General features: G+C 62.6%; 30 protein-coding genes. 17 read left to right on the forward strand and 13 right to left on the reverse strand.

Features of this window, described 5'->3' with window-relative positions; all coding sequences use genetic code 11:
* Window positions 1-4: 4 nt before the first annotated feature.
* Window positions 5-1,360, forward strand: a complete 1,356-nt coding sequence (locus BPNPMPFG_RS07165; protein WP_258594316.1) for a M24 family metallopeptidase — start codon at window positions 5-7, stop codon at window positions 1,358-1,360.
* On the opposite strand, the gene BPNPMPFG_RS07170 is transcribed toward BPNPMPFG_RS07165, so the two are convergent.
* Together BPNPMPFG_RS07170 and BPNPMPFG_RS07175 are read right to left on the reverse strand one after the other, a co-directional pair.
* Window positions 1,325-2,152, reverse strand: coding sequence for a phosphate/phosphite/phosphonate ABC transporter substrate-binding protein (locus BPNPMPFG_RS07170; protein WP_258594318.1), 828 nt, complete (start codon window positions 2,150-2,152; stop codon window positions 1,325-1,327). The two genes, BPNPMPFG_RS07165 and BPNPMPFG_RS07170, sit on opposite strands and share 36 nt — an antisense overlap.
* An 82-nt stretch (window positions 2,153-2,234) precedes the next feature.
* On the reverse strand, window positions 2,235-3,245 hold the full coding sequence (locus BPNPMPFG_RS07175) for a fatty acid desaturase (RefSeq protein WP_258594321.1): 1,011 nt from the start codon (window positions 3,243-3,245) through the stop codon (window positions 2,235-2,237).
* A 229-nt stretch (window positions 3,246-3,474) separates the two neighbouring features.
* Between BPNPMPFG_RS07175 and BPNPMPFG_RS07180 the strand changes: the two genes are divergently transcribed.
* The 3 genes from BPNPMPFG_RS07180 (at window position 3,475) to bmt (ending at window position 6,136) form a co-directional block, all read left to right on the forward strand.
* Complete coding sequence (locus tag BPNPMPFG_RS07180) at window positions 3,475-4,332, forward strand: helix-turn-helix domain-containing protein (RefSeq protein ID WP_258594323.1); 858 nt, start codon at window positions 3,475-3,477, stop codon at window positions 4,330-4,332.
* A 74-nt stretch (window positions 4,333-4,406) separates the two neighbouring features.
* Window positions 4,407-5,009, forward strand: a complete 603-nt coding sequence (locus BPNPMPFG_RS07185) for a DUF1989 domain-containing protein (protein WP_258594325.1) — start codon at window positions 4,407-4,409, stop codon at window positions 5,007-5,009.
* A 104-nt stretch (window positions 5,010-5,113) separates the two neighbouring features.
* Window positions 5,114-6,136 carry a betaine--homocysteine S-methyltransferase gene (gene bmt / locus BPNPMPFG_RS07190; RefSeq protein WP_258597088.1) on the forward strand — a complete coding sequence of 341 codons (1,023 nt, stop codon included), beginning with the start codon at window positions 5,114-5,116 and terminating at the stop codon, window positions 6,134-6,136.
* A gap of 19 nt (window positions 6,137-6,155) precedes the next feature.
* Here the strand turns inward: bmt and BPNPMPFG_RS07195 are convergent, their stop codons facing one another.
* The 3 genes from BPNPMPFG_RS07195 to BPNPMPFG_RS07205 form a co-directional block, all read right to left on the reverse strand.
* Window positions 6,156-6,440: a hypothetical protein gene (locus BPNPMPFG_RS07195; protein ID WP_258594327.1), complete on the reverse strand. Its 285-nt coding sequence runs from the start codon at window positions 6,438-6,440 to the stop codon at window positions 6,156-6,158.
* A 213-nt stretch (window positions 6,441-6,653) separates the two neighbouring features.
* Window positions 6,654-8,780, reverse strand: a complete 2,127-nt coding sequence (locus BPNPMPFG_RS07200) for a VWA domain-containing protein (protein WP_258594329.1) — start codon at window positions 8,778-8,780, stop codon at window positions 6,654-6,656.
* A 2-nt stretch (window positions 8,781-8,782) separates the two neighbouring features.
* Complete coding sequence (locus BPNPMPFG_RS07205) at window positions 8,783-9,343, reverse strand: RNA polymerase sigma factor (RefSeq protein WP_258597089.1); 561 nt, start codon at window positions 9,341-9,343, stop codon at window positions 8,783-8,785.
* A 156-nt stretch (window positions 9,344-9,499) separates the two neighbouring features.
* Here BPNPMPFG_RS07205 and BPNPMPFG_RS07210 point away from each other — a divergent pair, with 156 nt between their 5' ends.
* The 6 genes from BPNPMPFG_RS07210 (at window position 9,500) to BPNPMPFG_RS07235 (ending at window position 11,903) form a co-directional block, all read left to right on the forward strand.
* A complete protein-coding gene (locus BPNPMPFG_RS07210; protein ID WP_258594331.1) occupies window positions 9,500-9,823 on the forward strand; it encodes an ArsR/SmtB family transcription factor in 324 nt (107 codons plus the stop codon).
* Window positions 9,820-10,245 carry an SRPBCC family protein gene (locus tag BPNPMPFG_RS07215; protein WP_258594333.1) on the forward strand — a complete coding sequence of 142 codons (426 nt, stop codon included), beginning with the start codon at window positions 9,820-9,822 and terminating at the stop codon, window positions 10,243-10,245. The genes BPNPMPFG_RS07210 and BPNPMPFG_RS07215 overlap by 4 nt, the downstream gene beginning before the upstream one ends.
* A 58-nt stretch (window positions 10,246-10,303) precedes the next feature.
* Window positions 10,304-10,522 (forward strand): hypothetical protein, encoded by a 219-nt coding sequence (locus BPNPMPFG_RS07220; RefSeq protein ID WP_258594334.1) that lies wholly within the window; start codon window positions 10,304-10,306, stop codon window positions 10,520-10,522.
* 14 nt (window positions 10,523-10,536) lie between these two features.
* Window positions 10,537-10,986: a DUF1801 domain-containing protein gene (locus BPNPMPFG_RS07225; RefSeq protein ID WP_258594335.1), complete on the forward strand. Its 450-nt coding sequence runs from the start codon at window positions 10,537-10,539 to the stop codon at window positions 10,984-10,986.
* Between the two features lie 89 nt (window positions 10,987-11,075).
* Window positions 11,076-11,468 (forward strand): VOC family protein, encoded by a 393-nt coding sequence (locus BPNPMPFG_RS07230; RefSeq protein ID WP_258594336.1) that lies wholly within the window; start codon window positions 11,076-11,078, stop codon window positions 11,466-11,468.
* A 27-nt stretch (window positions 11,469-11,495) separates the two neighbouring features.
* The gene (locus BPNPMPFG_RS07235; protein WP_258594338.1) at window positions 11,496-11,903 is read left to right on the forward strand and encodes a DUF1801 domain-containing protein; all 408 of its coding nucleotides are present in this window, start codon (window positions 11,496-11,498) and stop codon (window positions 11,901-11,903) included.
* A gap of 11 nt (window positions 11,904-11,914) precedes the next feature.
* Here the strand turns inward: BPNPMPFG_RS07235 and BPNPMPFG_RS07240 are convergent, their stop codons facing one another.
* The 6 genes from BPNPMPFG_RS07240 to BPNPMPFG_RS07265 all read right to left on the reverse strand — a co-directional run bounded on the left by BPNPMPFG_RS07240 (window position 11,915) and on the right by BPNPMPFG_RS07265 (window position 18,453).
* Window positions 11,915-13,093: a BaiN/RdsA family NAD(P)/FAD-dependent oxidoreductase gene (locus tag BPNPMPFG_RS07240; RefSeq protein ID WP_258594340.1), complete on the reverse strand. Its 1,179-nt coding sequence runs from the start codon at window positions 13,091-13,093 to the stop codon at window positions 11,915-11,917.
* 103 nt (window positions 13,094-13,196) lie between these two features.
* Window positions 13,197-13,934, reverse strand: coding sequence for a dienelactone hydrolase family protein (locus BPNPMPFG_RS07245; protein WP_258594341.1), 738 nt, complete (start codon window positions 13,932-13,934; stop codon window positions 13,197-13,199).
* A gap of 106 nt (window positions 13,935-14,040) precedes the next feature.
* Entirely contained in the window at window positions 14,041-15,345 is a 1,305-nt protein-coding gene (locus BPNPMPFG_RS07250; protein ID WP_258594342.1) for a CynX/NimT family MFS transporter, read from the reverse strand.
* Window positions 15,342-16,019, reverse strand: a complete 678-nt coding sequence (locus BPNPMPFG_RS07255) for a FadR/GntR family transcriptional regulator (protein ID WP_258594344.1) — start codon at window positions 16,017-16,019, stop codon at window positions 15,342-15,344. Before BPNPMPFG_RS07255 ends, BPNPMPFG_RS07250 begins: the two co-directional genes overlap by 4 nt.
* A 74-nt stretch (window positions 16,020-16,093) precedes the next feature.
* The gene (locus tag BPNPMPFG_RS07260; protein WP_258594345.1) at window positions 16,094-16,789 is read right to left on the reverse strand and encodes a hypothetical protein; all 696 of its coding nucleotides are present in this window, start codon (window positions 16,787-16,789) and stop codon (window positions 16,094-16,096) included.
* 89 nt (window positions 16,790-16,878) lie between these two features.
* Window positions 16,879-18,453: a trimethylamine methyltransferase family protein gene (locus BPNPMPFG_RS07265; protein WP_111547485.1), complete on the reverse strand. Its 1,575-nt coding sequence runs from the start codon at window positions 18,451-18,453 to the stop codon at window positions 16,879-16,881.
* A 275-nt stretch (window positions 18,454-18,728) separates the two neighbouring features.
* Here BPNPMPFG_RS07265 and BPNPMPFG_RS07270 point away from each other — a divergent pair, with 275 nt between their 5' ends.
* A complete protein-coding gene (locus tag BPNPMPFG_RS07270; RefSeq protein ID WP_258594349.1) occupies window positions 18,729-19,427 on the forward strand; it encodes a corrinoid protein in 699 nt (232 codons plus the stop codon).
* 79 nt (window positions 19,428-19,506) lie between these two features.
* Here BPNPMPFG_RS07270 and BPNPMPFG_RS07275 read toward each other — a convergent pair whose 3' ends face one another.
* Window positions 19,507-19,662: an entericidin domain-containing protein gene (locus BPNPMPFG_RS07275; protein ID WP_258594350.1), complete on the reverse strand. Its 156-nt coding sequence runs from the start codon at window positions 19,660-19,662 to the stop codon at window positions 19,507-19,509.
* 64 nt (window positions 19,663-19,726) lie between these two features.
* Here BPNPMPFG_RS07275 and BPNPMPFG_RS07280 point away from each other — a divergent pair, with 64 nt between their 5' ends.
* Window positions 19,727-20,359: a DUF1638 domain-containing protein gene (locus tag BPNPMPFG_RS07280; RefSeq protein ID WP_258594351.1), complete on the forward strand. Its 633-nt coding sequence runs from the start codon at window positions 19,727-19,729 to the stop codon at window positions 20,357-20,359.
* Here BPNPMPFG_RS07280 and BPNPMPFG_RS07285 read toward each other — a convergent pair.
* Complete coding sequence (locus tag BPNPMPFG_RS07285; protein WP_258594352.1) at window positions 20,356-21,279, reverse strand: NAD-dependent epimerase/dehydratase family protein; 924 nt, start codon at window positions 21,277-21,279, stop codon at window positions 20,356-20,358. The genes BPNPMPFG_RS07280 and BPNPMPFG_RS07285 overlap by 4 nt on opposite strands.
* A gap of 135 nt (window positions 21,280-21,414) precedes the next feature.
* On the opposite strand from BPNPMPFG_RS07285, the gene BPNPMPFG_RS07290 reads away from it, so the two are divergent.
* From BPNPMPFG_RS07290 to BPNPMPFG_RS07310, 5 genes are all read left to right on the forward strand, one after another.
* Window positions 21,415-21,990 carry a DUF4893 domain-containing protein gene (locus tag BPNPMPFG_RS07290; RefSeq protein WP_258594353.1) on the forward strand — a complete coding sequence of 192 codons (576 nt, stop codon included), beginning with the start codon at window positions 21,415-21,417 and terminating at the stop codon, window positions 21,988-21,990.
* Between the two features lie 99 nt (window positions 21,991-22,089).
* Window positions 22,090-22,872 (forward strand): formyl transferase, encoded by a 783-nt coding sequence (locus BPNPMPFG_RS07295; RefSeq protein WP_258594354.1) that lies wholly within the window; start codon window positions 22,090-22,092, stop codon window positions 22,870-22,872.
* A gap of 304 nt (window positions 22,873-23,176) precedes the next feature.
* Window positions 23,177-23,479, forward strand: a complete 303-nt coding sequence (locus BPNPMPFG_RS07300; RefSeq protein WP_091575482.1) for a virulence factor — start codon at window positions 23,177-23,179, stop codon at window positions 23,477-23,479.
* Window positions 23,472-24,098 carry a methylenetetrahydrofolate reductase C-terminal domain-containing protein gene (locus tag BPNPMPFG_RS07305; protein ID WP_258594355.1) on the forward strand — a complete coding sequence of 209 codons (627 nt, stop codon included), beginning with the start codon at window positions 23,472-23,474 and terminating at the stop codon, window positions 24,096-24,098. Before BPNPMPFG_RS07300 ends, BPNPMPFG_RS07305 begins: the two co-directional genes overlap by 8 nt.
* Window positions 24,095-25,186 (forward strand): methylenetetrahydrofolate reductase, encoded by a 1,092-nt coding sequence (locus BPNPMPFG_RS07310; protein WP_258594357.1) that lies wholly within the window; start codon window positions 24,095-24,097, stop codon window positions 25,184-25,186. Before BPNPMPFG_RS07305 ends, BPNPMPFG_RS07310 begins: the two co-directional genes overlap by 4 nt.
* Window positions 25,187-25,221: the final 35 nt, after the last annotated feature.

Genomic DNA, 25,221 nt, shown 5'->3' on the forward strand with positions numbered 1-25,221 from the left:
GACCATGGACAACGGGGCGCCAAAGGGCAGCTTTGGCCGTCATCGCAAGATCATGCCGTTCGAGCCTGGCTCGATCGAGGCGTTGCGCGACGCCTCCCGCCAGAAGGCGGCTTCGCTCAACCAGCATGTGCTGGGCTATGGTGCGCAAGCGGAAGCTGAATGGGCCGCGGCAGGCATTGCCGCTCCCGACCTGCCCGCCATGCGCCAATACAGGCTGGAGCGCATCCGCGCCGAGCTGAAGCGCCGCGACTATGCCGGCGCCCTGCTCTACGACCCCGTCAACATCCGCTACGCGACCGATTCCACCAACATGCAGCTGTGGGTGGCGCACAACCCGACGCGGCATTGTTTCGTCGCCACCGACGGACCGGTGGTGCTGTTCGACTATTTTTCCTGCGAGCACCTGTCCGATCATTCCGGCGTCGTCGACGAAGTGCGCCCGGCTGTGTCGTGGATGTACCTCTATGGCGGCGAGTTGACGGAGCAAAAGGTTCGCCGCTGGGCCGCCGGCATCGCCGATCTGGTCCGAGAACATGGCGGCGGCAACAGCCGCATTGCTGTCGATCACATCAACCCTGAAGGCGTCGAGGAACTGGCTCGCCTAGGAGTTTCGATCGGCAATGGCGAAGCGGTGATGGAAAATGCGCGGCTGATCAAATCATCGGACGAAATTCTCGCCATGCGCCGCGCGATTGTCGCTTGCGAGGCGGCAATGGGCGAGATGGAACAGGCTCTGAAGCCGGGGATTTCCGAGAACGAATTGTGGGCTGAACTGCATCGCGGCAACATTGCGCGCGGCGGCGAATGGATCGAGACGCGACTGCTGGCGTCAGGTCCGCGCACCAATCCGTGGTTCCAGGAATGCTCGTCGCGCAAGATTGAAGCAGGCGACCTTGTCGCCTTCGACACCGACCTGATCGGCCCCTACGGCTTCTGCGCCGACCTGTCGCGCACCTGGCTGTGTGGCGATACAGAGCCAACTAACAAACAGCGCGATCTGTTCCGCATCGCCGCCGATCAGATCACCCACAACACCGAATTGGTGCAGCCGGGTACCTCGTTCCGCGACCTTGTCGAACGCTCATCTGTGCCACCGGGAGACTGTTTCCCCACCCGTTATGGCGTGCTCTACCACGGCGTTGGTCTGGCCGATGAATACCCGACCTTGCCGCATGCCAGCGACTGGACATCAGATACGCCGGATGGCGTGCTCGAACCCGGCATAGTGCTGTGTGTCGAGAGCTATATTGGTCGGCTCGGCGGGCACGAGGGCGTCAAGATCGAAGAGCAGATCCTGATCACCGAAGCCGGCAACGAGCAGCTTTCAACCTACCCGTTGGATGCGAGGCTGCTCGGCTAGTCCGGCAATCGCCTCGCGCAACGCGGCCAGCGTCTTTTCCGGCGTCGTCCTGGCGGTGATGAACGGCAGGCCTTTACGCCGTCCTGTCCAGCCGACGATCACGACTTTCCGCGCCGCCGGCTCGAAGCGCTGCGCCAGCGCCCAGCTTTCGCAGTCGATGGCCGCGACATCCGCCCTGCCCTCGGCCACAGCGACGATCGAATCGCGATGACCGCCGCTTTCGCTGCGCGACGAGAAAATGTCGAGGCTTTCGCCGGCCGCCTGCAGGTCGCGTGTCAGCGCAATGATGCCCGACATCGAATCAAGGCTGTTGAAGGTGAAGCGCTTGCCACGCATTAGGTCGAACGGGATGAGCGCGCTGCCGTCCGCGGGCGATCGAACCTCTGGCCCCTCGCCTGTCCGCATCACCAGCGCGCTCGAATAGAGTTCGCCCTGGCCGCCTTCATAGGCGTCGTAGCTCGGCTGGCCGACCACCTGCAGATGCCTGGACAGGCCAAGCTCCATCGGCCCCCAGCAGGTCTGCGCGAACAGCAGCGCCGGATGCAGCCACAATTTGTGAAAATCGAGTTCGTCCGGCGGCAATGTCGCCGGGTCAGGCGCGATCAGTATCCCCTGGGCATCGCGAATGCCGCCCGGCACTGGTGGAAGATCGCCATTGCGGCGCACGATCGTTTGCGGCGCGTCGATTCCCTTTTTTCGGAAGGCGTCGCGCAACCGCGCCCATTGGGCGTCGACCTCGTCGCGCATTTCGGGCCAGTCATACATCGGCAACGCCGCAACCAATTCGCTCATGCCGGGATCTGACCGTTATGTCTGGGATTGAAGGGAACCGACCGCAGCCAGTCTAGCGGCAACACCTGCCCGCCGCAAAAACTCATTCCTTGGGCGGCTCGGCAGGAACCGGCGCGGAGCCGAGGCCATTGATGCTGCGCGCCCTGATGCGTGGCTTGAAAGCGCGGCCCGGCTCCGCCGCACGCCGCAACACCGGGTGCACGATCGGCTCCTTCGCCTTGAACGCATAGGCTTTGATCAGCGCGAAATAGTTCGGATAGGCATAGCCATTGTTCATCCGCAGCCATTCGTCACGACGGTCGCTAAACAGTTTCGGCAACCGGTACCAGGCCACGGTCGGGATCTTGTGGTGGACGAAATGCAGATTGTTGTTGAGGAACAGGAACGACAGCGGCGAGCGCTCGACGATCACGGTGCGGCCCTCCGGATGCTCGGACCATTGATGCTCGGCGAAGGTGCGGATCGCAATCAGCGACTGGCCGAGCCAGACGGGCACCAGGACATAGAGCCACAGCGGGATGCCGAAGCCAAACTGCACGATCGGCATCACGATGGCGAGGCCGATCGCATGCAGCAGCCAGGCCTTGCGGATCGCCTTGTCGCCGGCGATCATCCGCTTGGCGTCGTCGATGAAAAAGCCGATGCAGGACAGCCACGGGCCGAGGAAGAAACGGCCGGCCATGGTGTTGTTGATCTTGAGCAGGAATTTCATCGTTGGCGGCAGGTCTTCATGCATCCAGAGCGCCTGGTAGTAGCTTTCCGGATCATCCAGCGGATCGGTCAGCCTTTCGTCGGCATGATGGCGCAGGTGAAGCGTCTTGAAGCGGCGGAACGGCCAGACGAGGCCGATCGGCAGAAACACGAAGGCCTCATTGATCACAGCATTGCGCGTCGGATGACCGTGCAGCACTTCGTGCATGAGCGATGATTGCAGCGCGGCGACAAGCGCCAGAATTGCGAGAGCCAGGACTGGATAGGAGGGCCAGAGCAGGAAGCCGGTTGCAAGCCATGCAGCGTAACAGAAGAATGCGAGAACCACGGTCGGCCACTCGATGGCCGGTACGCTACGCTGCCTGATGCTCTTGCTCGTCATGCTATCGACCACTGTCCCTCAGTCGCCGGAACCCCAAATGGTTCCTGACAGCATTGTGTCAGGAGAAGTGATTCCACTCAACGAGACAAAGTGTACAAAATGTTGCCATTGCGCATTTTTGACCGCACATGTTACACATTGTAAACGGACTTAGGGATTCATTTACGCCTGAAACGCCCATCTGGGAGCTTTGGCGCAAATTTTTCCTCAGGATTCGGGGAGCCAGGTGATGGACAAACGAGATCTGTCAGCAATCTTTAGGGAGCGTCTGAAGCTGCTCCTGACACGGTCCGATCTCAACCAGTCGGCATTCGCGACCGCTGTCGGCATCGATCGGTCGGCCTTGTCGCAGTTGCTGTCCGGCGCCTCGACACGCCTGCCGCGAGCCGAAACGCTGCTCAACATCGCCGCCGAATTCAAGGTCTCGCTGGACTGGCTGCTTGGCCTCAGCCAGGACGAAGGCCTCACCGGTGAAATCCGCGAGAGCCTGGAGATCGAGGAAGCCCCGGATGGTTTCGATCGCACGCTGCTGGCCAAATGGTTCGCCGAGGCGGCGGGCACCAAGATCCGCTATGTGCCGGCCGGCATTCCCGATCTTCTGCGAACACATGCGCTCGTCGACTACGAAGCCAACATTACCAACAGGAGCCGCCAGGCACAGGCCAGCGAGACCCAATACCGCATCGAATACAACCGGCGCCCGGAAACCGATATGGAAGTCTGCATGCCGCGCCACACGCTGGAGATCTTCGCCCGGGGCCTCGGCGTCTGGGACCGTTTTCCGGCGGTCGACCGCCAACAACAGCTCGCCCATATGGCTGCGCTGCTTGACGACCTCTACCCGACCTTCCGCCTGTTTCTCTATGACGGCCGCATGCGCTACTCCATTCCCCTCACCATCTTCGGACCCTATCGGGCGGCCATCTATGTCGGCGACATGTATGTGGTGCTGAACGCCACCCAGCCGATCCAGGCCCTGACCCGGCATTTCGACAATCTGATCCGCGCCGCCGACGTCAACCCGCATGAGGCCGCCGCCTTCGCGCGCAATCTGGCCGATATGTCGTTCGCGTCAGGCTCTGCCTGATCGGCGGCAACCGTGGTCGTTTCAATGGGCCTCCAGCCATCGAACGAGCCATTCGCATTTCCAAAGGACAGCCCATGCCAGACCCGCGCCGCATCGTCGTTCCTGCCCAGTCGGGCCGCTCCATCCGCGTCTCGCGCGGCGACCTCGTTCGCATCATCGACCCGAAAGGCCAGCAGGTTTCCGATCTCTGGGCATTCACCACCGAACCCACGCTCGACTGGCTGAGCACCTCGCAGACCCGCGACATCACCGAGCGGCTTTTTCCCGGTATCGGCGACAGCTTCTTCAGTGCCACAGCCAAGCCAATGCTGACGCTGGTCGAAGATGCTTCGCCCGGTCCGCACGACATGCTTTACCCCGCTTGTGACAGCGCTCTTTATGAGCGCGCCGGGTTTCCCAATCATCCGAACTGCCGGGACAATCTGATGCAGGCGCTTGCCACTGAGGGCATATCGCTCCCCTTCGCCCCCGATCCGGTCGATCTGTTCCAGAATTCATTGCCGCAACCGGACGGTCGCCTCGTTGTCGACGCCTCGATCAATCCGCCGGGCGGCTATGTGACCTTGCGCGCAGAACAGGATCTCCTGCTGGTGATCACCGCCTGCTCGGTGGACTACTATCCCACCAATGGCGGTATCTGCACCGAAATTCACGTCGAGATCATCTCGACACCATGAAGAGCGGCCTCCGATCTGGCGATCGCCATCACGGCAAAATCATTGACTACACATAAAGACTTCTTTATATCCTTATTCGACTTCGAAACATGAAAGCCAATCCGATGACGACGACCAACCCGATCGATGCACTGCTGGCTGAAAAGGGCGTGCTGCTGGCCGATGGCGCCACCGGCACCAACCTGTTCGCCATGGGGCTGGAGGCCGGCGAAGCGCCCGAACTGCTGAACGAGACGGCGCCCGACACCATCACCAGCCTGCACCAGAACTTCGTCGATGCCGGCGCCGACATCATCCTGACCAATTCCTTCGGCGGCACCCGTCACCGCTTGAAGCTGCACCATGCGCAGGACCGCGCGCATGCGCTGAACAAGCGCGCAGCGGAACTCGCCCGTACCGTCGCCGACAAGGCCGGCCGCAAGGTGATCGTCGCCGGCTCGGTCGGCCCGACCGGAGAATTGCTGGTGCCGCTCGGTGCCATGACCTATGACGAGGCGGTCGATGCCTTCGCCGAACAGATCGAGGGTCTCAAGGCCGGTGGCGCCGAAGTCGCCTGGATCGAGACCATGTCTGCTCCCGACGAGATCCGCGCCGCCGCCGAGGCTGCCATACGCGTTGGCCTGCCCTACACCTACACCGGCTCCTTCGACACCGCCGGCCGCACCATGATGGGCCTGCTGCCGAAGGACATCCACGGCGTCACCGATGGGCTGTCGCAAACGCCGCTCGGCGTCGGCGCCAATTGCGGTGTCGGCGCCTCCGATATCCTCGCCTCGCTGCTCGACATGACCGAAGCGAAGCCGGAGGCGACTGTCATCGTCAAGGGCAATTGCGGCATTCCCGAATTCCGTGGCACCGAGATCCATTATTCCGGCACGCCGGAACTGATGGCCGACTACGTGCGTCTCGCCGTCGATGCCGGCGCCAAAATCGTCGGCGGCTGCTGCGGCACCTCGTTCCAGCACCTCGCCGCGATGCGCAAGGCGCTCGACGCCCACACCAGGGCGGATCGTCCGACTGTTGCCGCGATCGTCGAGCGCATCGGCCCGATGCGCAACAAGGTGGCGACGGAAAACACCGCCGAGACCAGCGAAGCCCGTCGCGAGCGTCGCCGTAGCCGGGCCTGACGCGAAATCGCTTTTGTGATTATTCGCTGTTGTCGGCGTAGCTCGACTGCGCCGACTTGAAGTCCGTTCCGGCACCGACCGCATCGCTGCGCATCGTCATCAGCGCCCCCGATGAGCCCGGATCGGTGATCTGCTCCAGCATGACCCGAAAGCGGTCATTGTTCAGCGCCGACATGGCGGTGTGACGCGCTTGAGCGACATCGTCGCTGATGCGCCGCGATTCCGCCGACGGCGCGGACGAAGCAGCCGATCCTAGTGCCGGCATATCTCGTGAGATCGAGTTCGCAACAGTCCTGATCAGCAATTCTGGCTCCCTCAAGCCCAAACATCAGCCTCTGGGTAACAAGAGGAAATTGCGATCATGTACCGGAAATCCAACGCAATTTAATGACCTGAGAAATTCCTCAAAAAAAGGCCGGCAAGGGAATGAATCCCTCGCCGGCCTGCCTCACCCGCCCGTTGGTCGGTTTCCCCTGTCAGAACGATCCCATCTGAAAGAAACCGGCCGTCATCGCCACTACCGGTTACCGCCCAGCGCCGAGGCAAGGCGCACAAGCGAAAGGAACTCGGACCTGTACCCAAACGGGTCGGCTCCTCGAGCGGCGGTGGCGATCTCCATGACCTTGTCGTAACCGAACTTCGCGGTCGCATCCTCGTCGCGCAGCTTCTGGCCGAAGGCTGCGACCGCGACTGAGAAGCGCTGGTCGGTGCTGGCCTGGTCGAAGGACGCCACCTCATTGGCCGAGGTCACCGGCGTGGTGATCAGCTTCGAGACGTCCTCGTTGGGCAGCTTGTAGCGGATCTTGACGAAGGCATATTCGTCCGCATTGGCGACGCCGCCATTGTTGACCGTGGCCTGGCCATAGCGCAGCGGGTCGATCTGCTCGCCGCCGCTGCCCTTGGGCGTGATCTCATAGATCGCGGTGACAGAATGCCCCGAACCGATATCGCCGGCATCGACGCGGTCATTGTTGAAATCCTCGCGCTTGAGCGCCCGGGTCTCGTAGCCGATCAGGCGATATTCGGAGACCTTGTTGGGATTGAACTCGACCTGGATCTTGACGTCCTTGGCGATGGTGAACAGCGTCGAGGATGCATCCTCGACCAGCACCTTCTCGGCCTCGGCCAGCGTGTCGATATAGGCGGCGGTGCCGTTGCCGTTCTGGGCGATGGTCTGCATCATCTGGTCGTTCAGATTGTCGCGGCCGAAGCCGAACACCGACAGGAATACGCCGGTCTTGCGCTCCTTCTCGATCAGCCGCTTCAGATCATCGTCATCGCTCTGGCCGACATTGAAGTCGCCGTCGGTGGCCAGCATCACCCGGTTGACGCCGTCCTTGACGAAGGATTGCTGGGCAAGTCTGTAGGCCTCCTTGATGCCCGCCTCGCCGGCCGTCGAACCGCCCGGCTGCAGGCTGTCGATGGCCGCCAGGATCTTGTCCTTCTCGGACCCCTTGGTCGGCATCAGCACCGTGCCGGCTTCCCCGGCATAGGTGACGATCGAAACCGTATCGTCGGGCTTCAGCTTGTTGACCAGCAGCCGGAAGGCCGACTGCAAAAGCGGCAGCTTGTCCGGTTCGTCCATCGAGCCCGAGACATCGATCAGGAAGACCAGATTGGCCTTCGGCTGCTCGGCCGGCTTGATGTCAAAACCCTTGATGGCGACATGCATCAGCTTGGTGTGCGTGTTCCACGGCGTCGGCATGACGCTGACGGTCGAGTTGAACGGCGTCGTGGCCGACTCCGGACCCTTCCAGTCATAGGGGAAGTAGTTGATCATCTCCTCGACACGGACCGTATCGGCCTGCGGCACAATGCCTTCCTTCAGCGAACGGCGCACGAAGGAATAGGAAGCCGTGTCGACGTCGATCGAGAAGGTCGAGACCGGGTCCTCAAGCGCGGCATGCACCGGATTGGTCTTGAAGTCCTCGATGCGGTCGCGGTTTTCCGCTTGCGGCTGGGTCTGGTCGGCCAGCGTCATGGCGGGTTGTTGCGGAGCCATCAGCTTGGACTCGCCGGCCGGCATACGGGCGACCCGGGACGTGCTGGGCGCGCTTGTGGTGCCATCCAACGCAAACTCGCCCGTCGGAGCTGGCGCAGGGGCCTGCCTGCCGCCTTGCGGTTGATTGGCTGTCGCCGGAGCCGCCGGGAACAGACCCGCTACCGTGCCTGATCCGGATTTCGGCGGCGAAGCCGGTGCGACAAGGACATCGGTAGCGTCGCGGCTTTCCACATCCGCGTCGGCCTTCTTGTCCTTCGCCAGCTCGGTCGGCGCCGGCTTCGGCTCGGCCAGCGGCTTCACGGTCGCCGGCTTGTCGGCCAGCGTCTCGGTGATCTTTTCGTCTCCCCCGAAGGTGGACGGCTGTTCCCTCAGCATATGGAAGGTGGCGTATCCGGCGATCGGCAGGGCGATGAGCCCCGCAAGGGCCGGCGTGGCAATGAGTTTCTTTTGCATGATCTCGCTCCAGAGCTTTTGTGCTCGCTCTGTGAGACGAAGGCCGCCAACCGATCCTTGGGTGACTGGAGAAATATTTTCCTGATCAAAAGCGCGCATGGCGGCTTCGAAGGCACGTGCCTTCGCGCTCTCGCCCGGCGCCGGCGCCGCGATGTCGCGCAGCTTCTTGAGTTCGTTGTCGTCGACCATGGTCACACTTCCCCGGCCGAGCGCATCAGCGTCTTCAGCCGTTTCTTCGCTTCATGGATGTGCCAGGAAACCGTCGTCTCCGAGATCGCCATCGCCTCGGCGGCGGCCGCGTGGCTCAAGCCCTCGCCATAGACCAGCAGCACCGCATCGCGCTGCTTGTCCGGCAGTTGCCGCACCGCCGCCCACAGAGCCTCGGTCGGATCTTCGGGCTCGGCGGAGGCTTCACCCGATATCAGGCTGTAGGCGCCATAGGCTTCGGTCTTGACCGCTTCGCGGGTGGTCTTGCGCATCATGTCGCGCGCCGCGTTCAACGTCACGGAATAGAGCCATGTCGTGAAAGCGCCGCCACCACGATAGTCGCGGATCGCCTTGCCGAGCCGGACGCAGACCTCCTGGGCGATGTCTTCGGCATCGGCCTTCTTGCCGCACCAGCGATAGGCGGCGCGATAGACGAAGTCGTAGTGCCTTTCCAGCAATGTGCCGAAGGCTCCCCTGTCTCCGCCCTTCGCCCGCCCGATCAGTTCGGCGTCGGAGGCTTCGCTCTCATCCAGCATCATCGCCATCATTTGCCTATTGGACGAAGGCTAATGGCGATTCCTTGGGGCAAGGGAAAGTTTTTTTTGAAAACGGTCGGATCGTGACCACCGCCGCCGCCGCTTGACAGATACATATCTCGGCGGTTATACGTCAATCAATAGCCACCGGGTTATCGATCCCAAATGACCAACGCTCACGACGTCCTGTTCAGAACCCTCTCCGATCCGACGCGTCGGGCGATCTTCGAGCGCCTGTGCCGCGAAGGCGAGCAGACGGTCGGCGCTCTGACAGCGCAGTCCGGCGTCTCGCAACCGGCCGTATCGAAGCATCTCGGCGTTCTCAGGCAGGCCGGGCTGGTGCGTGACCGCCATCAAGGACGACAGACGCACTACAGCGCCCAGCTCGGCGCACTTGCACCGCTGACTGACTGGACAAACCAGATGAACGCGTTCTGGCAGGGCCGGTTCGACGACCTCGAAGACCTGCTCAAAAGAATGGACCAATGACCAACATCGCGATCGAAACGCGCTCCGTCGTCGTCGAACGCGAGATCCCTTATCCGCCGGAAAAGATCTGGCGCGCGCTCACCCAGCCGCATTTGATCGAGGAATGGCTCATGAAGAACGACTTCAAGCCAGTCACGGGTCACCGTTTCAATCTGCGAAAGGACCCGCGGCCTGGCGTGAGTATTGTTGTCGACTGTCAGGTAACGGCAATCGAGCCGAACAAGACGCTGTCCTACACCTGGGAAGCCTATGGCCTCGAAAGTGTCGTCACCTGGACTCTCGTGCCGACCAGCACGGGCACCCGATTGCGCATGGAGCAGTCCGGTTTCCGGCCGGATCAGGAGCAAGCGTACCGGGGCGCGAAGAGTGGGTGGCGGCGGTATTCTGCAAACCTCGATCAGGTCCTTGCGCGGACCGATTGAAGTCCGCCGGCAAGCGTATCGCTGGATCCGCTTCGGCTCGTTTTGACAGGAGGTACCATTGGACTGGAACAAGTGGGTTCGGCAAATTCATCGCTGGCTGTCGATCATCTTTACGCTGACCGTCATCGCCAACTTCGTCGCCATGGCATTGGGGCAGCCTCCCGCCTTGGTTGTCTACTCGCCGCTCTTGCCACTCTTCTTGCTGCTGTTCAGCGGCTTGTACATGTTCGTGCTGCCGTACGTCGCCAAGGGGCGCGGCGGGCAGCGGGCGGGCTGATAGGAATGGGCAAAATGGCCAAGACGCAACGGCAACCGACCAAGGTCGCGGCCAAGGCCGCACCGGTCCTGCTCTCGGGCGGCAACCCGCAAATCGCCAAAGGGGATGGCGACGCCCCCGTGCAGGCCTACATCGCCGCAATGCCGGGCTGGAAGCGCGGCCTTGGGGAGCGCCTGGACATGCTGATCGTGCGCAACGTGCCTGAGGTGCGCAAGGCCGTGAGGTGGAACTCGCCGTTCTACGGCATCGAGGGCCAAGGCTGGTTCGTGGCGTTCCATGTCCTGACCCACTACGTGAAGGTGACCTTCTTCAACGGCATGTCGTTGCGACCGATCCCGCCCGGCGGCACGGTGAAGAGCAAGGAAGCACGCTGGATCGACATTCGCGAAGGCGACGAATTCGACGAGGCACAGATGGCGGACTGGGTGAAGCAGGCCGCCGCCCTGCCCGGCTGGATCCCTTAACGGCGGCGGACAGAGTGAAGCCGCCAGCACAATTCAAAACCCCGCCCTGCCGACAGGGCGGCAGCGAACGCGACAAAGGAGGAATAGCGATGAAGATCAAGCTGACCAGCATCTATGTGGACAACCAGGACAACGCCCTGCGCTTCTACACCGACGTACTGGGCCTGACCAAGAAGGCCGATTTCAGCAACGGGCCCTATCGCTGGCTGACCGTTGCCTCGGCCGAAGAGCCGGATGGAACGGAATTGCAGCTCGCCCTCAACGACAATCCGGCCGCCAAGGCCTATCAGCAAGCCATCTTCAAGCAGGGCCAGCCCGCTGTGATGTTCTTCACCGACGACGTCAAGGGCGACTACGAGCGCATCAAGGCGAGCGGCGGCGAGTTCACCATGCCGCCGACCGAGGTGACCGGCTCGACCATCGCCCAGCTGAACGACAGCTGCGGCAACCTCGTTCAGATCACCCAGCTGGCGCGCTGGTAAGCGCGGCAAGGCACAGGAAGGTATCCAATGACCGCATCGCAACAGATCGACCAGCTGATCGCAGGCCTCACGGATTGGCGTGGCGAAACGCTCGCCGGCGTCCGCAAGACCATTCTTGAAGCCGATGGCGAGATCATCGAGGAATGGAAGTGGATGGGCAGCCCGGTGTGGTCCCGCGACGGGATGATCGCCATCGGCAACGCCCACAAGGACAAGGTGAAGCTTACCTTTTCACACGGCGCCAGCCTGCCGGATCCCGACAAGCTCTTCAACAACGGTTTTGGCGGCAAGGTGTGGCGCGCGATCGATCTTTTCGAGGGCGACGAGCTCGACGAGCGTGCCCTGAAGGACCTCGTCCGTGCCGCCATCGATTACAACCAGGCCAAAAAGAAGAAGAAAGCGCCTTCGGGTGCTCGGGCGAAGTTGCAAAAATAGTATCATCGGCCCTAAGCCGCTTGCCCAGCGACCCAGCCGGACGACCACGCCCACTGGAAATTATAGCCACCCAGCCAACCCGTGACGTCGACGACCTCACCGATGAAAAACAGGCCCGGAACGGATTTCGCCTGCATCGTCTTCTGGTCCAGTCCGTTGGTGTCCACGCCGCCAAGCGTCACTTCGGCGGTGCGATAGCCCTCCGAACCGGCCGGCTTGATGCGCCAGTTATTGACCGCGGCGGCGACAATTTTGATCTGGGCATCCGAAAGATCGGCAAGGTTGCCGTCGATCCCGGTGCGCTCGGCGATCGACTGTGCAAGGCGTTTCGGCAGGTGATTTGCCAGCACCGTCTGCACCGCTTGCCGGCCATTGCCATGCTTGGCGCTACGAATGAGGTCCGCCACATCGACCCCCGGCAGCATGGCGATACGGATTTCGTCGCCCTCGCGCCAATAGGACGATATCTGCAGGATGGACGGTCCGCTGACGCCGCGATGCGTGAACAGCATCGCTTCGGAAAACCGTGTCTTGCCGCAGGCGACTTCCGCGTCGACGGCATTGCCGGCGAGCGGCGCCAACCGCTCGAGCGTCTTTGCGTCGAAGGTCAGTGGCACCAGCGCCGGCCGCGTTTCGACGACGGCAAGGCCAAACCGTTCAGCAAGCTCATAGCCGAAGCCGGTCGCCCCCATCTTGGGGATCGACTTGCCGCCACACGCCACGACCAGGGACTGGCAAGTGACCGTGCCGGTGGAGAGGGTGAGCACAAAACCCTCCACGGTTTTGCGGACATCACCGACCTCGACCGACAGTACCAGTTCCACGCCCCTGCCCTGCATATCCCCGACCAGCATGTCGATGATCTGGCGCGCGGAGCCGTCGCAGAACAACTGCCCCAGCGTCTTCTCGTGATAGGCGATGCGGTGGCGCTCGACGAGCGAAATGAAGTCTCGCTGCGTATAGCGGCTAAGCGCCGAGATGCAAAAATGCGGATTGCCGGAGAGAAAGTTCTTCGGGCTTGCGTGAATATTGGTGAAGTTGCACCGGCCCCCACCGGAGATGCGGATCTTTTCGCCGGGCATTGCCGCATGATCGAGGATCAGCACCGAGCGGCCGCGCTTGGCCGCCTCCACGGCGCACATCATTCCGGCGGCACCCGCGCCGATGATCACGACATCATAGGATTGCATCAGGCCAATCGTTCCCGCTCGACCGGCGCTATCTTATAAGGCCGCGCCATTCGTGCAGTCTCTACCCGTTCGGTACGCCCGCAGGCAACGCCTTGATCGAGGTTTAGATCAGCGTTTCGGCGAAGAACGTCGTCAACCGCTTCCAGTGGCGCTCGGCGCCTGCGGCATCGAAAACACTGTGGTCGGGCACGCACCAGCCATGCGCCATGCCGACATAGTTCTCGATGACATGGTCGACTTCCGCAACCCGCAGCGCCTCGGCAAGCCGCGCCGACTGCTCCGGTGGGAAACTTCTGTCGACACCGGACGTGCCGACATAGACACGCGCCCTGAACGAGGCTGCCTTGCGATGCGGGCTGTCAGCGGCGTCGCTGGCCAGATTGCCGCCATGGAAACTGGCGGCTGCTTTTATCCGCTCGGGATAGGTTGCAGCGGCATTCAATGCCCGTGCGCCGCCCATGCAATAGCCGACCGTACCGACCGGCCCGGTGACGCCTTCAGCCGCCAGCGCATCGAGGAACGCGCCACTGTCGCTGATGGTCATGTCCTGCGTGGTGCCGGTGACCAGCGCCATCAGCGCCGTCTTGGTCTTTTCCTCGCTGAATGCGGTCTTGGCGTCAAATGGCCCATAGGGCGCATTGCGATAGAACAGGTCCGGCACCAGCACCGCGTAGCCTTCGCCCGCCAACCGTTCCGCCATGCCGTCGAGCGCAGCGCGCGGCCCGAAGGCGTCCATATGGAGGATGACGCCGGCCTTGGCCGAGGAAGCGTTTGCGGAGCGGAAAAGCCCTGCTTTGGCAACGCCATCCCCAGTCTTGATCTGAAGGTCCTGTTTCGTCATCGCCCGCTCCGTTCATTTGTCGTGCGATACATATCCGGCCAAGCCGATACGGCAAGCCGTTCCCTGAGCTCGACAGTCAACATTTCGTGCAGGCTTGCGTGAGGCGCTATCTGTCGTCGGCGCGCACGGTTCGTGCGCCCACATGCAGCGCGCGCCCGGCGCCGAGCCCCATGATGGCTACGCCAAGCCCGAGCGCGACAAACAGGAAGGCCGATGCCGAAAAACTGCCGGTCCAGCCACGGATCAGGCCCACCAGCAGCGGGCCGAATGCCGCAAGCACGTAGCCCACGCCTTGCGTCATGCCTGAAAGATGGGCCGCGACATGCGAATCCGGCGAACGCAGCACGATCAAGGTCATGGCAGCCGCGATCAGGCCGCCCTGCCCGATGCCTTGCAGGACCGCCCAGAAAAGCACGGTCGAGGGCGGAGCGAAAAGAATGCCGAGCAGCGCAATCACCGCGGCCGCGACGAGCGCCACATTGATGCCGCGCTGGTCCTTGAGCCGCATCGCAAAGGACGGCACTGCGAGGCACGTGATGACCTGGGCCATCACCGAAACCGAAACCATGGCGCCGGCGGTGGCCGCATCGAAGCCGCGCTCGCGCAGGATCGGCGCCAGCCAGCCGAAGATGCAGTAGGCGAGTGCCGACTGCAGCCCCATGAACAGCGTCACCTGCCAGGCCAGGCGATCGCGCCAGAGGCCGACAACGCGAAAGCCGCGATGGCTGACCTGCCGCCGGCTGGCAAGCGCCTGCGGGATCCAGATCAACAGCACGACCAGCGTCGGCACCGCCCACGCAGCGAGCGCCCCTGACCATGAACCCGTGACTAGGTGCTCGATCGGCAGTGTGAGGCCGGCGGCGGCGGCCGAACCGGCGCAGAGCGCCATGGTGTAGAGCCCGGTCATGAGGGCGGCCCTGTCGGCGAAATCGCGCTTCACCAGGCCCGGCAGCAGCACGTTGCCGATGGCAATGGCGCCACCGGCAAGGAAGGTGGCGACAAACAGCAAGGGAACCGATTCGAACCCGCGCAGTCCCGTTCCCAACACCAGCAAGGCGAGTGCGCCGAGCAAAGTGCGCTCGGCTCCAAAGCGCTGGGCAAGCCCTGGTGCAAAGGGCGCAAACAGGCCCAGACACAGGACGGGCAGCGTGGTTAGCAGGCTGGCCCCCGTCGTCGAAAGCCCGGTTGCCTGCATCACCTCGGGCAGCAGCACCGACAGGCTGGAAAACAGCGGCCGCAAGCTGAAGGCGATCAACACAAGGCTCGCGCCAAGCACGATGCGCGCGGTACGGCTGCGCAGTTCAGGCGGCCGCGGCACAGGGAGACTGTCGGCTTCCGCATCGATGAGCTCCAAGCCCTTGATGGCCCCGGACTGCGCCTTGGGGTCAGGCTGACGAAAACTCTGGTTCATTGGGAAAGCAGTCTTTCAAGCTGGGCAAGCACCGGTGCCATGAAGGCGCGGACGGCGGCAACCGCGCGGTCGGGATCGCTTGCGGCGATGGCGTCGACGATTTCCGCGTGCGCCTGCTGATCCGGTTCGGGCAGATTGCCGTCGAGGGTCGCGTGTATGGTTTCGGTGATAGCAGCGGTGAAGAAGTCGTAGAGCTCCATCATCGCCCTGTTGCCAGACGCCGCGACGACCGACTTGTGGAAGGCGAGGTCGCGCCGGATGAAGGCTTCGCTTCCGCCGTCCGCGACCGTGCCGCGCGCGGCAAGCAGTCGCCGCATCTCGTCGAGGTCAGCCGGCGTATGACGCAAGGCGGCGAGCCGTGCGGCCTCCAGGTCCAATGCTGCCCTCGCCTCCCATTGATCGCGCAGGCCGGCGCGCTTCACACGGTCGAGCGCGGCGGAGGCATCGACGGTGGAGCGCACATACGTGCCCGAGCCCTGGCGCGTATCGAGCAATCCCTGCGAGACCAGCACCCGCACCGCTTCACGCACCGTGCCGCGGCTGACCGACAAAAGGTCGGTCAAGGCCGCCTCATTGGGGATGCGCTCACCAACGCTCCAGCGGCCACTGACGATCTCAGCGCGCAGGCTTTCGGCCGCGCTGTCGGTAAGATTGGTTCTGATAGCAGGTTGCATCGGCCTATTCATCAAGTCATCTGATGACTTGATGAATAGGCCGACCCCTGTCAGCCGTCAAGGGTGCATTTCAATCAACCAGTGACCTGCGCAAAGCTTGCCATATGAAACGCCTGGACCTCCGGGGGATAGCGATAGGCGATGCCATAGGGACAGGCGTTGCGGTCGAGGCAGCCGCCGCTGCGGCACGGTTCGCCATCCGCTCCCCGCACATGCGCCAGGCACGACTGGTAGGCGAAACCTTGCCCGGAGTAGGCGTCGGCCGGGCAGGATTTCAGGCAGGGTTTTTCCAAACAGGCATCGCAAAGGTGGGGCGCCGTCTCTGCGGCTTGCACCGGAAGCGCGTCCTCGAACAGCAGCGCACCGCGATAGGCGTGCCACAGCCCATAGTGCGGATGCATGAGGATGCCGAGCGGCGACGGCTTGAGCCCTTCTGCCCGCATCGCCCATTGCTGGAACGGCAGATAGGGCTTGTCGGAGGGCGAAACGGCCCGAGCCGAAAATGTCTGCGCCACCGCTCCGATCACTTCGCGCGACCAGGTGTCGAGCGGATTGGCGATGGTTCTCGACTGCTTTTCCCGCCAATGCAGAAAATGCGGCCAGGGCGCGGCACCTGCCTGCCCCACCAGCAGGACGGCCTTGGCGGAAGCGCCTGACTGGCCGGGTGGCGGCGCATCGCTTGCCATGAAATTGAAACCGCCACGAAGGATGAGGCCGTTGGCGAGAAGCGCCGCAGCAATGCTGTCAACGCTGCCAGCAGGCGCAATCATTCCTTCTTGACCGGATCGGAGAACGCGCTCCGCCAGACTTCCTTGTGGATGATGTTGGCGACTTTAGCCCCGCCTGATTCGGGCTCCTTTCAAGTGAAGGCGTCGGGCATCGATCCCTTCTTCTTGGCGATGAAATCCTTCAACGCTTCGTCGATGCTCGGATCGAGATACGGCGCCTCATAGCTTTCCAGCCAGCGGCGGGCGAGTTCGTTGGCGCGCTGCGGCGCGGTCTTCTCGCCCTCGGCCAGCCACTGTTCGTAGGAATTGTTGTCGGCGATGTTGGAGCGGTAGAAGGCGGTCTGGAAATTGGCCTGCGTGTGGTCGCAGCCGAGATAGTGGCTGCCGGGGCCGACCTGGCGAATGGCGTCCATCGCCTGGCCGTTTTCCGACAGGTCGACGCCTTCGGAAAATTTCTGCGTCATGCCGAGCTGGTCGATGTCCATCATGAATTTTTCGTAGCAGGAGGCGAGCCCGCCCTCGAGCCAGCCGGCCGAATGCAGCACGAAGTTGGTGCCGGCCAGGATGGTCGAATTCAACGTGTTGGCGCTCTCATAGGCCGCCTGGGCATCAGGAACCTTGGACGCGCAGAGCGAGCCGCCGGTGCGGAACGGCAGGCCGAGACGGCGGGCAAGCTGCGCCGCGCCATAGGACACCAGCGACGGCTCCGGCGTGCCGAAGGTCGGTGCGCCCGACTGCATAGAGATCGACGAGGCAAAGGTGCCGAACAGCACCGGCGCGCCCGGCCGGATCAGCTGCGTGAACGACGCGCCGGCCAGCACTTCGGCCAGAACCTGCGTCAGCGTGCCGGCGACCGTTACCGGGCTCATCGCGCCGGCGAGGATGAACGGCGTGACGATGCAGGCCTGGTTGTGGCGCGAATAGACTTTCAGCGCACCGAGCATGGTCTCGTCGAACACCATCGGCGAATTGGCGTTGATCAGGCTGGTGAGCACCGTGTTGTTCTCGACGAAGTCGTCGCCGAACACGATCTTGGCCATGGCGACAGTATCCTCGGCGCGCTCCGGCGCGGTGACCGAGCCCATGAACGGCTTGTCGGAATATTTGATGTGGCTGTAGATCATGTCGAGATGGCGTTTGTTGACCGGCACGTCGACCGGCTCGCACACCGTGCCGCCCGAATGGTGGATCGACGGCGCCATATAGGCGAGCTTCACGAAATTCTGGAAATCCTCGATCGTCGCATAACGTCTGACGCCGTCGAGATCGCGCACGAAGGGCGGGCCGTAGACCGGCGCGAACACAGTGGCGTTGCCGCCGATCTGCACGGAGCGCTCGGAATTGCGGGCGTGCTGGGTGTAGACGGACGGCGCGGTCTTCAGCAGGGAGCGGCACAGGCCCTTCGGAAAGTGCACGCGCTCGCCCTTGACGTCGGCACCGGCCTCTTTCCACAGCTGCAGCGCTTCCGCGTCGTCGCGGAAGATGATGCCGATCTCCTCGAGCACCGTGTCGGTGTTCTTCTCGATCAGCGCCAGGCCTTCCTCGTCCAGCACTTCATAGACATTGATCTTGCGCTTGATATAGGTGAGCTGGGTGCCGGGGCCGCCGCCCGAACGTGCCGCACGCCGGGCAGCCGCCCCGCCGCTGGCGCCGCGCCCGCGTCGCGCGTTTGACGCTTCCTGATCGACTGCCGCGTGTTCGCTCATGATCGCTCTTCCCTGATTTTGTTCTTGTCCGGAATCCATAGCGGCTGCCTCTCGCCGCTTCTTGCCAGATCGTAGCCATGCACCCTATTCGAAACGGCCCGCCAGCGCCAACGTCTGTCGCAAAATCGACAAGAATTCCAAGAGAGTTACGGTCGCTTTCCTTTTGCGGGAAGTCGCAAATCAGCTATGGATACATGCCCCCAGCGGGTTAGGTATGAACGCGAATATTGTGTGCCTTGCGACGCAGTCGCGATGCCGGCAGGAGCTCGATACAAATGGCCGACGACGAGATCATCCTTTCCGAACTTTCCGACGACGAGTTGGTGCAGCAGATGCACGACGATCTCTATGACGGGCTGAAGGAAGAGATCGAGGAAGGCACCAACATCCTGCTCGAGCGCGGCTGGATCCCCTACAAGGTGCTGACCGAAGCGCTGGTCGAAGGCATGCGCATCGTCGGCGAGGATTTTCGCGACGGCATCCTGTTCGTGCCTGAAGTGCTGTTGTCGGCCAATGCGATGAAGGCCGGCATGTTCATCCTGCGTCCGCTGCTTGCCGCCACCGGCGCGCCGAAGCAAGGCAAGATGGTGATCGGCACCGTCAAGGGCGACATCCACGACATCGGCAAGAACCTCGTCGGCATGATGATGGAGGGTGCTGGCTTCGACGTCATCGACCTCGGCATCAACAATGCGGTCGAAAAATACCTCGATGCGATCGAGCAGCATCAGCCCGACATCATCGGCATGTCGGCGCTGCTGACCACGACCATGCCATACATGAAGGTCGTCATCGACACGATGAAGGAAAAGGGCATCCGCGACGACTATGTCGTGCTGGTAGGCGGTGCGCCGCTGAACGAGGAATTCGGCAAGGCCGTCGGCGCCGACGCCTATTGCCGCGACGCGGCGGTAGCGGTCGAGACCGCCAAGGACTTCATGAAGCGCAAGCACAACGTCCGCGCTTCCGCCTGAAAACGAAAAGGCCGCAATGACGCGGCCGTTTCACTTGGCGCGGGACGGCGCATCTACCCCGCCCGATGGCTGAGTTGCCTTATTGGGCAGCGTTGGCAACTCTCTTGCCAGCATTCTTTGTGGCGTGGACCGTGCCGGCGGCATCCTTGCCAACGCCGCGAATGGTGTTTGCGCATGCCGAAACCAGCAGAGCACTGGCGATCAGCGCAACGACTGCATATGTGGATGTTTTCATGGACGGTTTATCCCTCTCTCGATAGATTCGCCCCACAGCAACGAAAGCCGGCTCAGCTGGTTCCATGGCCAAGATACAAAAAAGGAAACCGACCGAAGCGGACAGGCTGCTCGTCATCGCCTGCGGAATGATTGCGCGCGAGGTGTTGGCCGTCAAGGAACAGCTCGGGCTCGATCATCTGGAATTGACCTGCTTGCCGGCCGAATTTCATTTCTATCCGGACCGCATCGCGCCGGCCATGGACAAGGCCATCGAACAGGCCAAGGCGGAGGGCTACATCAACATCTTCGTTGGCTATGCCGATTGCGGCACCGGTGGCCTACTCGACCGGATCTGCGAGAAGCACGGCGTCGAGCGCATGGCCGGCCCGCATTGCTTCGCCTTCTACCAAGGCATGCAGGCCTATGCGAAAATCGCCGACGACGACATGATGTCGTTCTACATGACCGACTTCCTGTGCCGCCAATTCGACGCCTTCTTCATGAAGCCGCTCGGCCTCGACAGGCACCCTGAGCTGATCAAGGACTATTTCGGCAATTACGAGAAGCTGATCTATCTTGCCCAGACCAACGATCCGGAACTCGACAAGGTCGCCGAAAAAGCCGCAAAAATGCTCGGTCTCGCCTATGAACGCCGTGCGACAGGGTATGGCGACCTGACAGCGGGAATGGCGCAGGCTGCGGCACACGCCCGCTAGGCAGCCCCCTCTTCCGCGCGCAGTTCCGCAAGCACATCGGCAAAGCTCGTCTTGCAGACGAAACCCAGCCTGTCTCTTGCCCGCGAGGCGTCATAGACGCGGTCGATGGAAGAAAACATCGTCCAGCCCTTTCGCGCGTAAAGCGTCGGAAACTCCGGAAAATAGCGTGCGACGACCGGCGGGGCGGCGGCGATCAAAGCCGCGCAATCGTCGGGCAGGAATGGTGTCGGCGCCGAGATGATGAAAATGTCGAAACCCAGCTGCGGCGCCTTTTCGAGGGCAAGAATGTGAGCATCGGCCGCGTCCTCCACCGTCAACCGGCGAAACAGAAGTTCATTGGCCTTGGTGTTGGCATCCGACTGCTCGATGGCATGCGCCATGTCGTCGGCTTCCGGAAAGAAGCGGGCCGTGCGCAGCACCACCACCGGCAGCCCGTGCTGGATGTGGTAGAGGCGGCAGAGATGTTCGGCCGAAAGCTTGGTGACGCCATAAATGTTGCGCGGCTCGGGCGACATCGCCTCCGTCAGCCACGCCGCCTTGCGCGCGCCACCTGTGAACCCGTCGCGTATCGCTTGCGAAATCATCAGCGAGGTCGTCGAGGTGAAGACGAAGCGAGCCACGCCGCACGCCACCGCTGCATCGAGCAGATTGAGCGTGCCTTGCACATTGGTTGCGACGAAATCGCTGTTGGCGCGGCTCTCTATGTTGGGCTTATGCAGTGCGCCGCTGTGGATGATGGCTTCGATGCGGTTCTCGCTGACCGTTTGCATGACCAGATCGCGATCGGCGATCGAGCCGACAATCTGCGTCTCCGCTGATGGAACGGGATCGAGCCCGATCACTTCATGGCCAAGCTTGCGCAGGCGCGACGCCAGCGCGCTGCCCAGCCAACCCGACGATCCCGTGAGCAAGATAAGCATTCGCCATACCATGATTTTTGACCGTGACGCTGTTAAGCACGGATGACAGGTCGCCGCGAACTGGTAAATCTTGCGCCAGACGGGCAACACGCTGCTCCAGTCATCAACTGCCAGTCGCAAACACGGAAGCCCATGATGATCCTTCGTTCCCTGCTCGCCGCTACCGGTCTTCTCTGCTGCACCCTTCCCGCGCTTGCCGATGGCGAGGTGCAGAAACTCATCACCCCAGCCGACAAGGCACGGCTCGACAAATATGGCGAGACCCGCAAGGCGGCGCTGGCCGAGGCGAAAGCGGGAGACCCCGCCGAGGTCAAACAGCTCGATGCCTTGCTGGCAAAACCGCTGGTGGCTTTTTCCGACAAGGATTTGACCGGCACCTGGCGGTGCCGCACCATCAAGGCCGGCGGATTGTCCCCGCTCGTCATCTATGGCTGGTTCAAGTGCAAGGTGACCGACGACGGGTCCGGCTGGCGGCTGGAAAAGACCAGCGGCTCGCAGCGCACCAAGGGCCGCTTCTTTGACGATGGCGAGAAACGCTCGATCTATCTCGGCTCAGCCTACGTCAACAGCGACCCGGCAAAACCCTATGGCAATGGCCCGCGGACCGACCAGGTCGGCTACGCCTTCCGCAACAGCGCCAGCGAATGGCGCATTGAATTTCCGGCACCCTATTACGAATCGAAGCTCGACATCCTCGAATTCAAGCGCTGACCAGACCTTATTGGCGGGCTTTGGGCACACCAAGAATTAACCTGCCCGGCCTAGCATCCGGCCCATTCTCGAGAATGGGCTTGGAGGGCGGCAATATCCATGGCAGCGTCGGAATCCAGTCCGCGACCGATCGCGATCGTCACCGGAGGGGGCCCGCATGTATGGGCGATCGTCAATGCGATGACCGACCGTATCGGCCCTGTCAGCGTCGTACTCGAAACGCCTGAATCCAAAAAGCAATTGCTGCTTGGCCGCGCTCGACGCCAGGGCTGGATCTCGGCCATCGGCCAGCTCGGCACCATGGTGCTGAGCAGGCTTGGCAAGCTGTCCCTCGCCGGCCACGCCGCGCGACTGATAGAAGAGGAGAAGCTCGAGACCGAGCCGCGGCACGACCAGGCGATCATCCATGTTGCTTCCGCCAACGGGCCGGAGTGCCTCAAGGCGATCGAGAAAATCCAGCCCGGCGTTGTCCTGCTTGCCGGCTGCAGGATGTTGTCGAAGGACATGTTGGCCAAAATGCCCTGCCCGGTGCTCAACTACCACGCCGGCATCACGCCGAAATACCGCGGCATGAATGGCGGCTACTGGGCGCTGACATCGGGCGATCCGCAGAATTTCGGCACCACCGTGCATCTGGTCGATGCCGGCGTCGATACGGGCGCCGTGCTGAAACAGGTGCGCGGTCAGCCGAAACGCGGCGACAGCATTTCGAGCTACGCGCTGCGCCAGGCGGCGTTCTCGCGCGACATCTGCGTCGAGGCGGTCAGCGACGTGCTGGCCGGAAAACTCGCCACCTTCGACCCAGGCCTGCCTTCGCGACAATGGTATCACCCGACGATCTGGTTCTACCTCTGGACAGGCCTGAGAACCGGCATCTGGTAGCGCATTCGTCGTCCGCAATCGCGTGCGCCACGCCGGCTTTTCCGACGCGTCGAACCTGGCGCAGGCAGACGCCGCAAACGAATAAACGCACCTTTCATTTTACGACATCCGAATGCGTCGCTTTTGAATGCGCGCGCGTCGTCCCATAACAAGCAGCCCAACTGCGCTTCCGGCAATGCTCGTTTCACTGCATCGGCCCGGAAATCGGAATCGATCTTCGGAAAGCACGATCCAGCGGAATTGAAGTGGTAGAGCGTCCTTGTGCGTCCAGTGGACGAACTGCGCTCTACGGGAGTGGGAATTCATGGCCGATCTGATCGTCGTCTACTGGCGCGACATCCCTGCGCAGGTCATCGTCAAGAAGGGCCGGCAGAACGCCAAGCGCGAACTGCCGCTGCGCTTCACCGAAGCGATCGACATGTGCGCCATGCGCACCGGCGCCGGCGGCACCGACGATTATCTGGCCGAATGGCGCAAGGCCGATCCTGTTCCGGTCGGCGACGACCTCGAAGCCGAGGTCGAAAAGGCATTTCAGGATCTCGACACGAAATACGACCGCGAGCGGCTGGTCGCTCTGGTCAAGGCGGGCGGCAAAGAAAATGTCTGAAACCACTCCTGCCAAGGATGGGCCGGCGGTTACCCAGGCCACTCTGGTCAAGAAGGCAGCGCCGAAGTCCGACTACAAGCCTGCCGACGTGTCGCCGCAGCGGCGCGTGCAGCGTTCCTTCGCGGTCAGGCTGTGGTCGATCAGGCACTCGCGCCTGCTCGAATGGTTTTATGCCCGATTCGCCGACATGTTCCTGCTCCTCCATCCCCTGTGGAAGGGCATCGGCTACGGCCGTATCGAAGGGCCAGTCAAATTTGTCGAGAAGCGCGTCAAGGGCTTCATGTTCGACTGCCGCATGTGCGGCCAGTGCATATTGTCCTCGACCGGCATGTCGTGCCCGATGAACTGCCCCAAGCAGCTGCGCAACGGCCCGTGCGGCGGCGTACGCGCCAACGGCAATTGCGAGGTCGAGCCCGATATGCCCTGCGTCTGGGTCAAGGCCTGGGAAGGCTCGCAGAACATGGTCCACGGCGAGAGGATCCTGACCGTGCAGAAGCCGGTCGACCAGTCGCTGCGCGAAACCTCAGCCTGGCTGCGGGTAACCGCGCAGGCGGCCGCCGCGCGCGAAGCAGCCGCCGCCGCCAAGAACGGGGCGGCAAACACCGGGGCATCGGCATGATCGGACGCCAGCGCGACGAGAACCCGGCCGGCATCCATCTGCCGCTCGAGCCCCTGCCCGGCCACACCTCGCGCGGCCGGCTGGAGCGCGTGCTGCGGCGCGGTGAATTCGCGGTGACGACCGAGCTCAACCCGCCCGACAGCGCCGATCCGGAGGACGTCTATAACAGGGCGAAAATCTTTGACGGCTGGGTCGACGCCATCAACGCCGTCGACGCATCGGGCGCCAACTGCCACATGTCGTCAGTCGGCATCTGCGCCCTTTTGACCCGCATGGGGTATGCGCCGATCATGCAGATCGCCTGCCGCGACAAGAACCGCATCGCCATCCAGGGCGACGTGCTGGGCGGCGCGGCAATGGGCGTCGCCAACATGCTGTGCCTGACCGGCGACGGCGTGCAGGCCGGCGATCAGCCCGGCGCCAAACCGGTGTTCGATCTCGATTGCATGTCGCTCCTGGAAACCTGTCGCATCATGCGCGACAACGGCAAATTCCTGTCCGGCCGCAAGCTGACCACGCCGCCGCAGCTTTTCCTCGGAGCGGCGATCAACCCATTCGCACCGCCGATCGACTTCCGCCCGCATCGCCTGGGCAAGAAGATCGCCTCCGGAGCCCAGTTCGTGCAGAGCCAGTATTGCTTCGACGTGCCGATGTTCCGCACCTACATGCAGAAGGTGCGCGACCTCGGCTACACCGAACAATGCTTCATCCTGGTTGGCGTCGGACCGCTCGCCTCGGCCAAGACGGCCAAATGGATCCGCTCCAACGTGCCTGGCATCCACATCCCCGATTCGGTCATCAAGCGGCTTGAGGGCGCGCAGGACCAGAAGAAGGAAGGCAAGCAGCTCTGCATCGACATCATCAACGAGGTGAAGGAAATACCAGGCGTTTCCGGGGTCCATGTGATGGCCTACCGGCAGGAGGAATATGTCGCCGAGATCGTCGATGAATCGGGCGTGCTGAAGGGCCGCCAGCCATGGAAACGCGAGATCCGCCGCGACGACCAGATGGTCGCCGACCGGCTCGAGCACATACTGCACGACGACATTACCGAAACCCAGGTGGACATGGTGAAGACCGCGCACTGATGGCGCCGACGACCACCCATTCGCTTGAACGAAAC

Source organism: Mesorhizobium sp. AR07 (genome assembly GCF_024746815.1).
GTDB lineage: Bacteria > Pseudomonadota > Alphaproteobacteria > Rhizobiales > Rhizobiaceae > Mesorhizobium.

Coding starts and splice junctions, on each gene's coding strand:
- BPNPMPFG_RS07245 (WP_258594341.1), bottom strand. CDS start 13,934: ATGACGAAACAGGACCTTCAGATCAAGACTGGGGATGGCGTTGCCAAA.
- BPNPMPFG_RS07310 (WP_258594357.1), top strand. CDS start 24,095: ATGATCGGACGCCAGCGCGACGAGAACCCGGCCGGCATCCATCTGCCG.
- BPNPMPFG_RS07165 (WP_258594316.1), top strand. CDS start 5: ATGGACAACGGGGCGCCAAAGGGCAGCTTTGGCCGTCATCGCAAGATC.
- BPNPMPFG_RS07275 (WP_258594350.1), bottom strand. CDS start 19,662: ATGAAAACATCCACATATGCAGTCGTTGCGCTGATCGCCAGTGCTCTG.
- BPNPMPFG_RS07285 (WP_258594352.1), bottom strand. CDS start 21,279: ATGCTTATCTTGCTCACGGGATCGTCGGGTTGGCTGGGCAGCGCGCTG.
- BPNPMPFG_RS07205 (WP_258597089.1), bottom strand. CDS start 9,343: ATGGCGATGATGCTGGATGAGAGCGAAGCCTCCGACGCCGAACTGATC.
- BPNPMPFG_RS07250 (WP_258594342.1), bottom strand. CDS start 15,345: ATGAACCAGAGTTTTCGTCAGCCTGACCCCAAGGCGCAGTCCGGGGCC.
- BPNPMPFG_RS07185 (WP_258594325.1), top strand. CDS start 4,407: ATGCCAGACCCGCGCCGCATCGTCGTTCCTGCCCAGTCGGGCCGCTCC.
- BPNPMPFG_RS07180 (WP_258594323.1), top strand. CDS start 3,475: ATGGACAAACGAGATCTGTCAGCAATCTTTAGGGAGCGTCTGAAGCTG.
- BPNPMPFG_RS07280 (WP_258594351.1), top strand. CDS start 19,727: ATGGCCAAGATACAAAAAAGGAAACCGACCGAAGCGGACAGGCTGCTC.
- BPNPMPFG_RS07255 (WP_258594344.1), bottom strand. CDS start 16,019: ATGCAACCTGCTATCAGAACCAATCTTACCGACAGCGCGGCCGAAAGC.
- BPNPMPFG_RS07170 (WP_258594318.1), bottom strand. CDS start 2,152: ATGAGCGAATTGGTTGCGGCGTTGCCGATGTATGACTGGCCCGAAATG.
- BPNPMPFG_RS07300 (WP_091575482.1), top strand. CDS start 23,177: ATGGCCGATCTGATCGTCGTCTACTGGCGCGACATCCCTGCGCAGGTC.
- bmt (WP_258597088.1), top strand. CDS start 5,114: ATGACGACGACCAACCCGATCGATGCACTGCTGGCTGAAAAGGGCGTG.
- BPNPMPFG_RS07225 (WP_258594335.1), top strand. CDS start 10,537: ATGGCCAAGACGCAACGGCAACCGACCAAGGTCGCGGCCAAGGCCGCA.
- BPNPMPFG_RS07210 (WP_258594331.1), top strand. CDS start 9,500: ATGACCAACGCTCACGACGTCCTGTTCAGAACCCTCTCCGATCCGACG.
- BPNPMPFG_RS07260 (WP_258594345.1), bottom strand. CDS start 16,789: ATGATTGCGCCTGCTGGCAGCGTTGACAGCATTGCTGCGGCGCTTCTC.
- BPNPMPFG_RS07235 (WP_258594338.1), top strand. CDS start 11,496: ATGACCGCATCGCAACAGATCGACCAGCTGATCGCAGGCCTCACGGAT.
- BPNPMPFG_RS07215 (WP_258594333.1), top strand. CDS start 9,820: ATGACCAACATCGCGATCGAAACGCGCTCCGTCGTCGTCGAACGCGAG.
- BPNPMPFG_RS07240 (WP_258594340.1), bottom strand. CDS start 13,093: ATGCAATCCTATGATGTCGTGATCATCGGCGCGGGTGCCGCCGGAATG.
- BPNPMPFG_RS07265 (WP_111547485.1), bottom strand. CDS start 18,453: ATGAGCGAACACGCGGCAGTCGATCAGGAAGCGTCAAACGCGCGACGC.
- BPNPMPFG_RS07175 (WP_258594321.1), bottom strand. CDS start 3,245: ATGACGAGCAAGAGCATCAGGCAGCGTAGCGTACCGGCCATCGAGTGG.
- BPNPMPFG_RS07290 (WP_258594353.1), top strand. CDS start 21,415: ATGATCCTTCGTTCCCTGCTCGCCGCTACCGGTCTTCTCTGCTGCACC.
- BPNPMPFG_RS07230 (WP_258594336.1), top strand. CDS start 11,076: ATGAAGATCAAGCTGACCAGCATCTATGTGGACAACCAGGACAACGCC.
- BPNPMPFG_RS07295 (WP_258594354.1), top strand. CDS start 22,090: ATGGCAGCGTCGGAATCCAGTCCGCGACCGATCGCGATCGTCACCGGA.
- BPNPMPFG_RS07305 (WP_258594355.1), top strand. CDS start 23,472: ATGTCTGAAACCACTCCTGCCAAGGATGGGCCGGCGGTTACCCAGGCC.
- BPNPMPFG_RS07200 (WP_258594329.1), bottom strand. CDS start 8,780: ATGGTCGACGACAACGAACTCAAGAAGCTGCGCGACATCGCGGCGCCG.
- BPNPMPFG_RS07270 (WP_258594349.1), top strand. CDS start 18,729: ATGGCCGACGACGAGATCATCCTTTCCGAACTTTCCGACGACGAGTTG.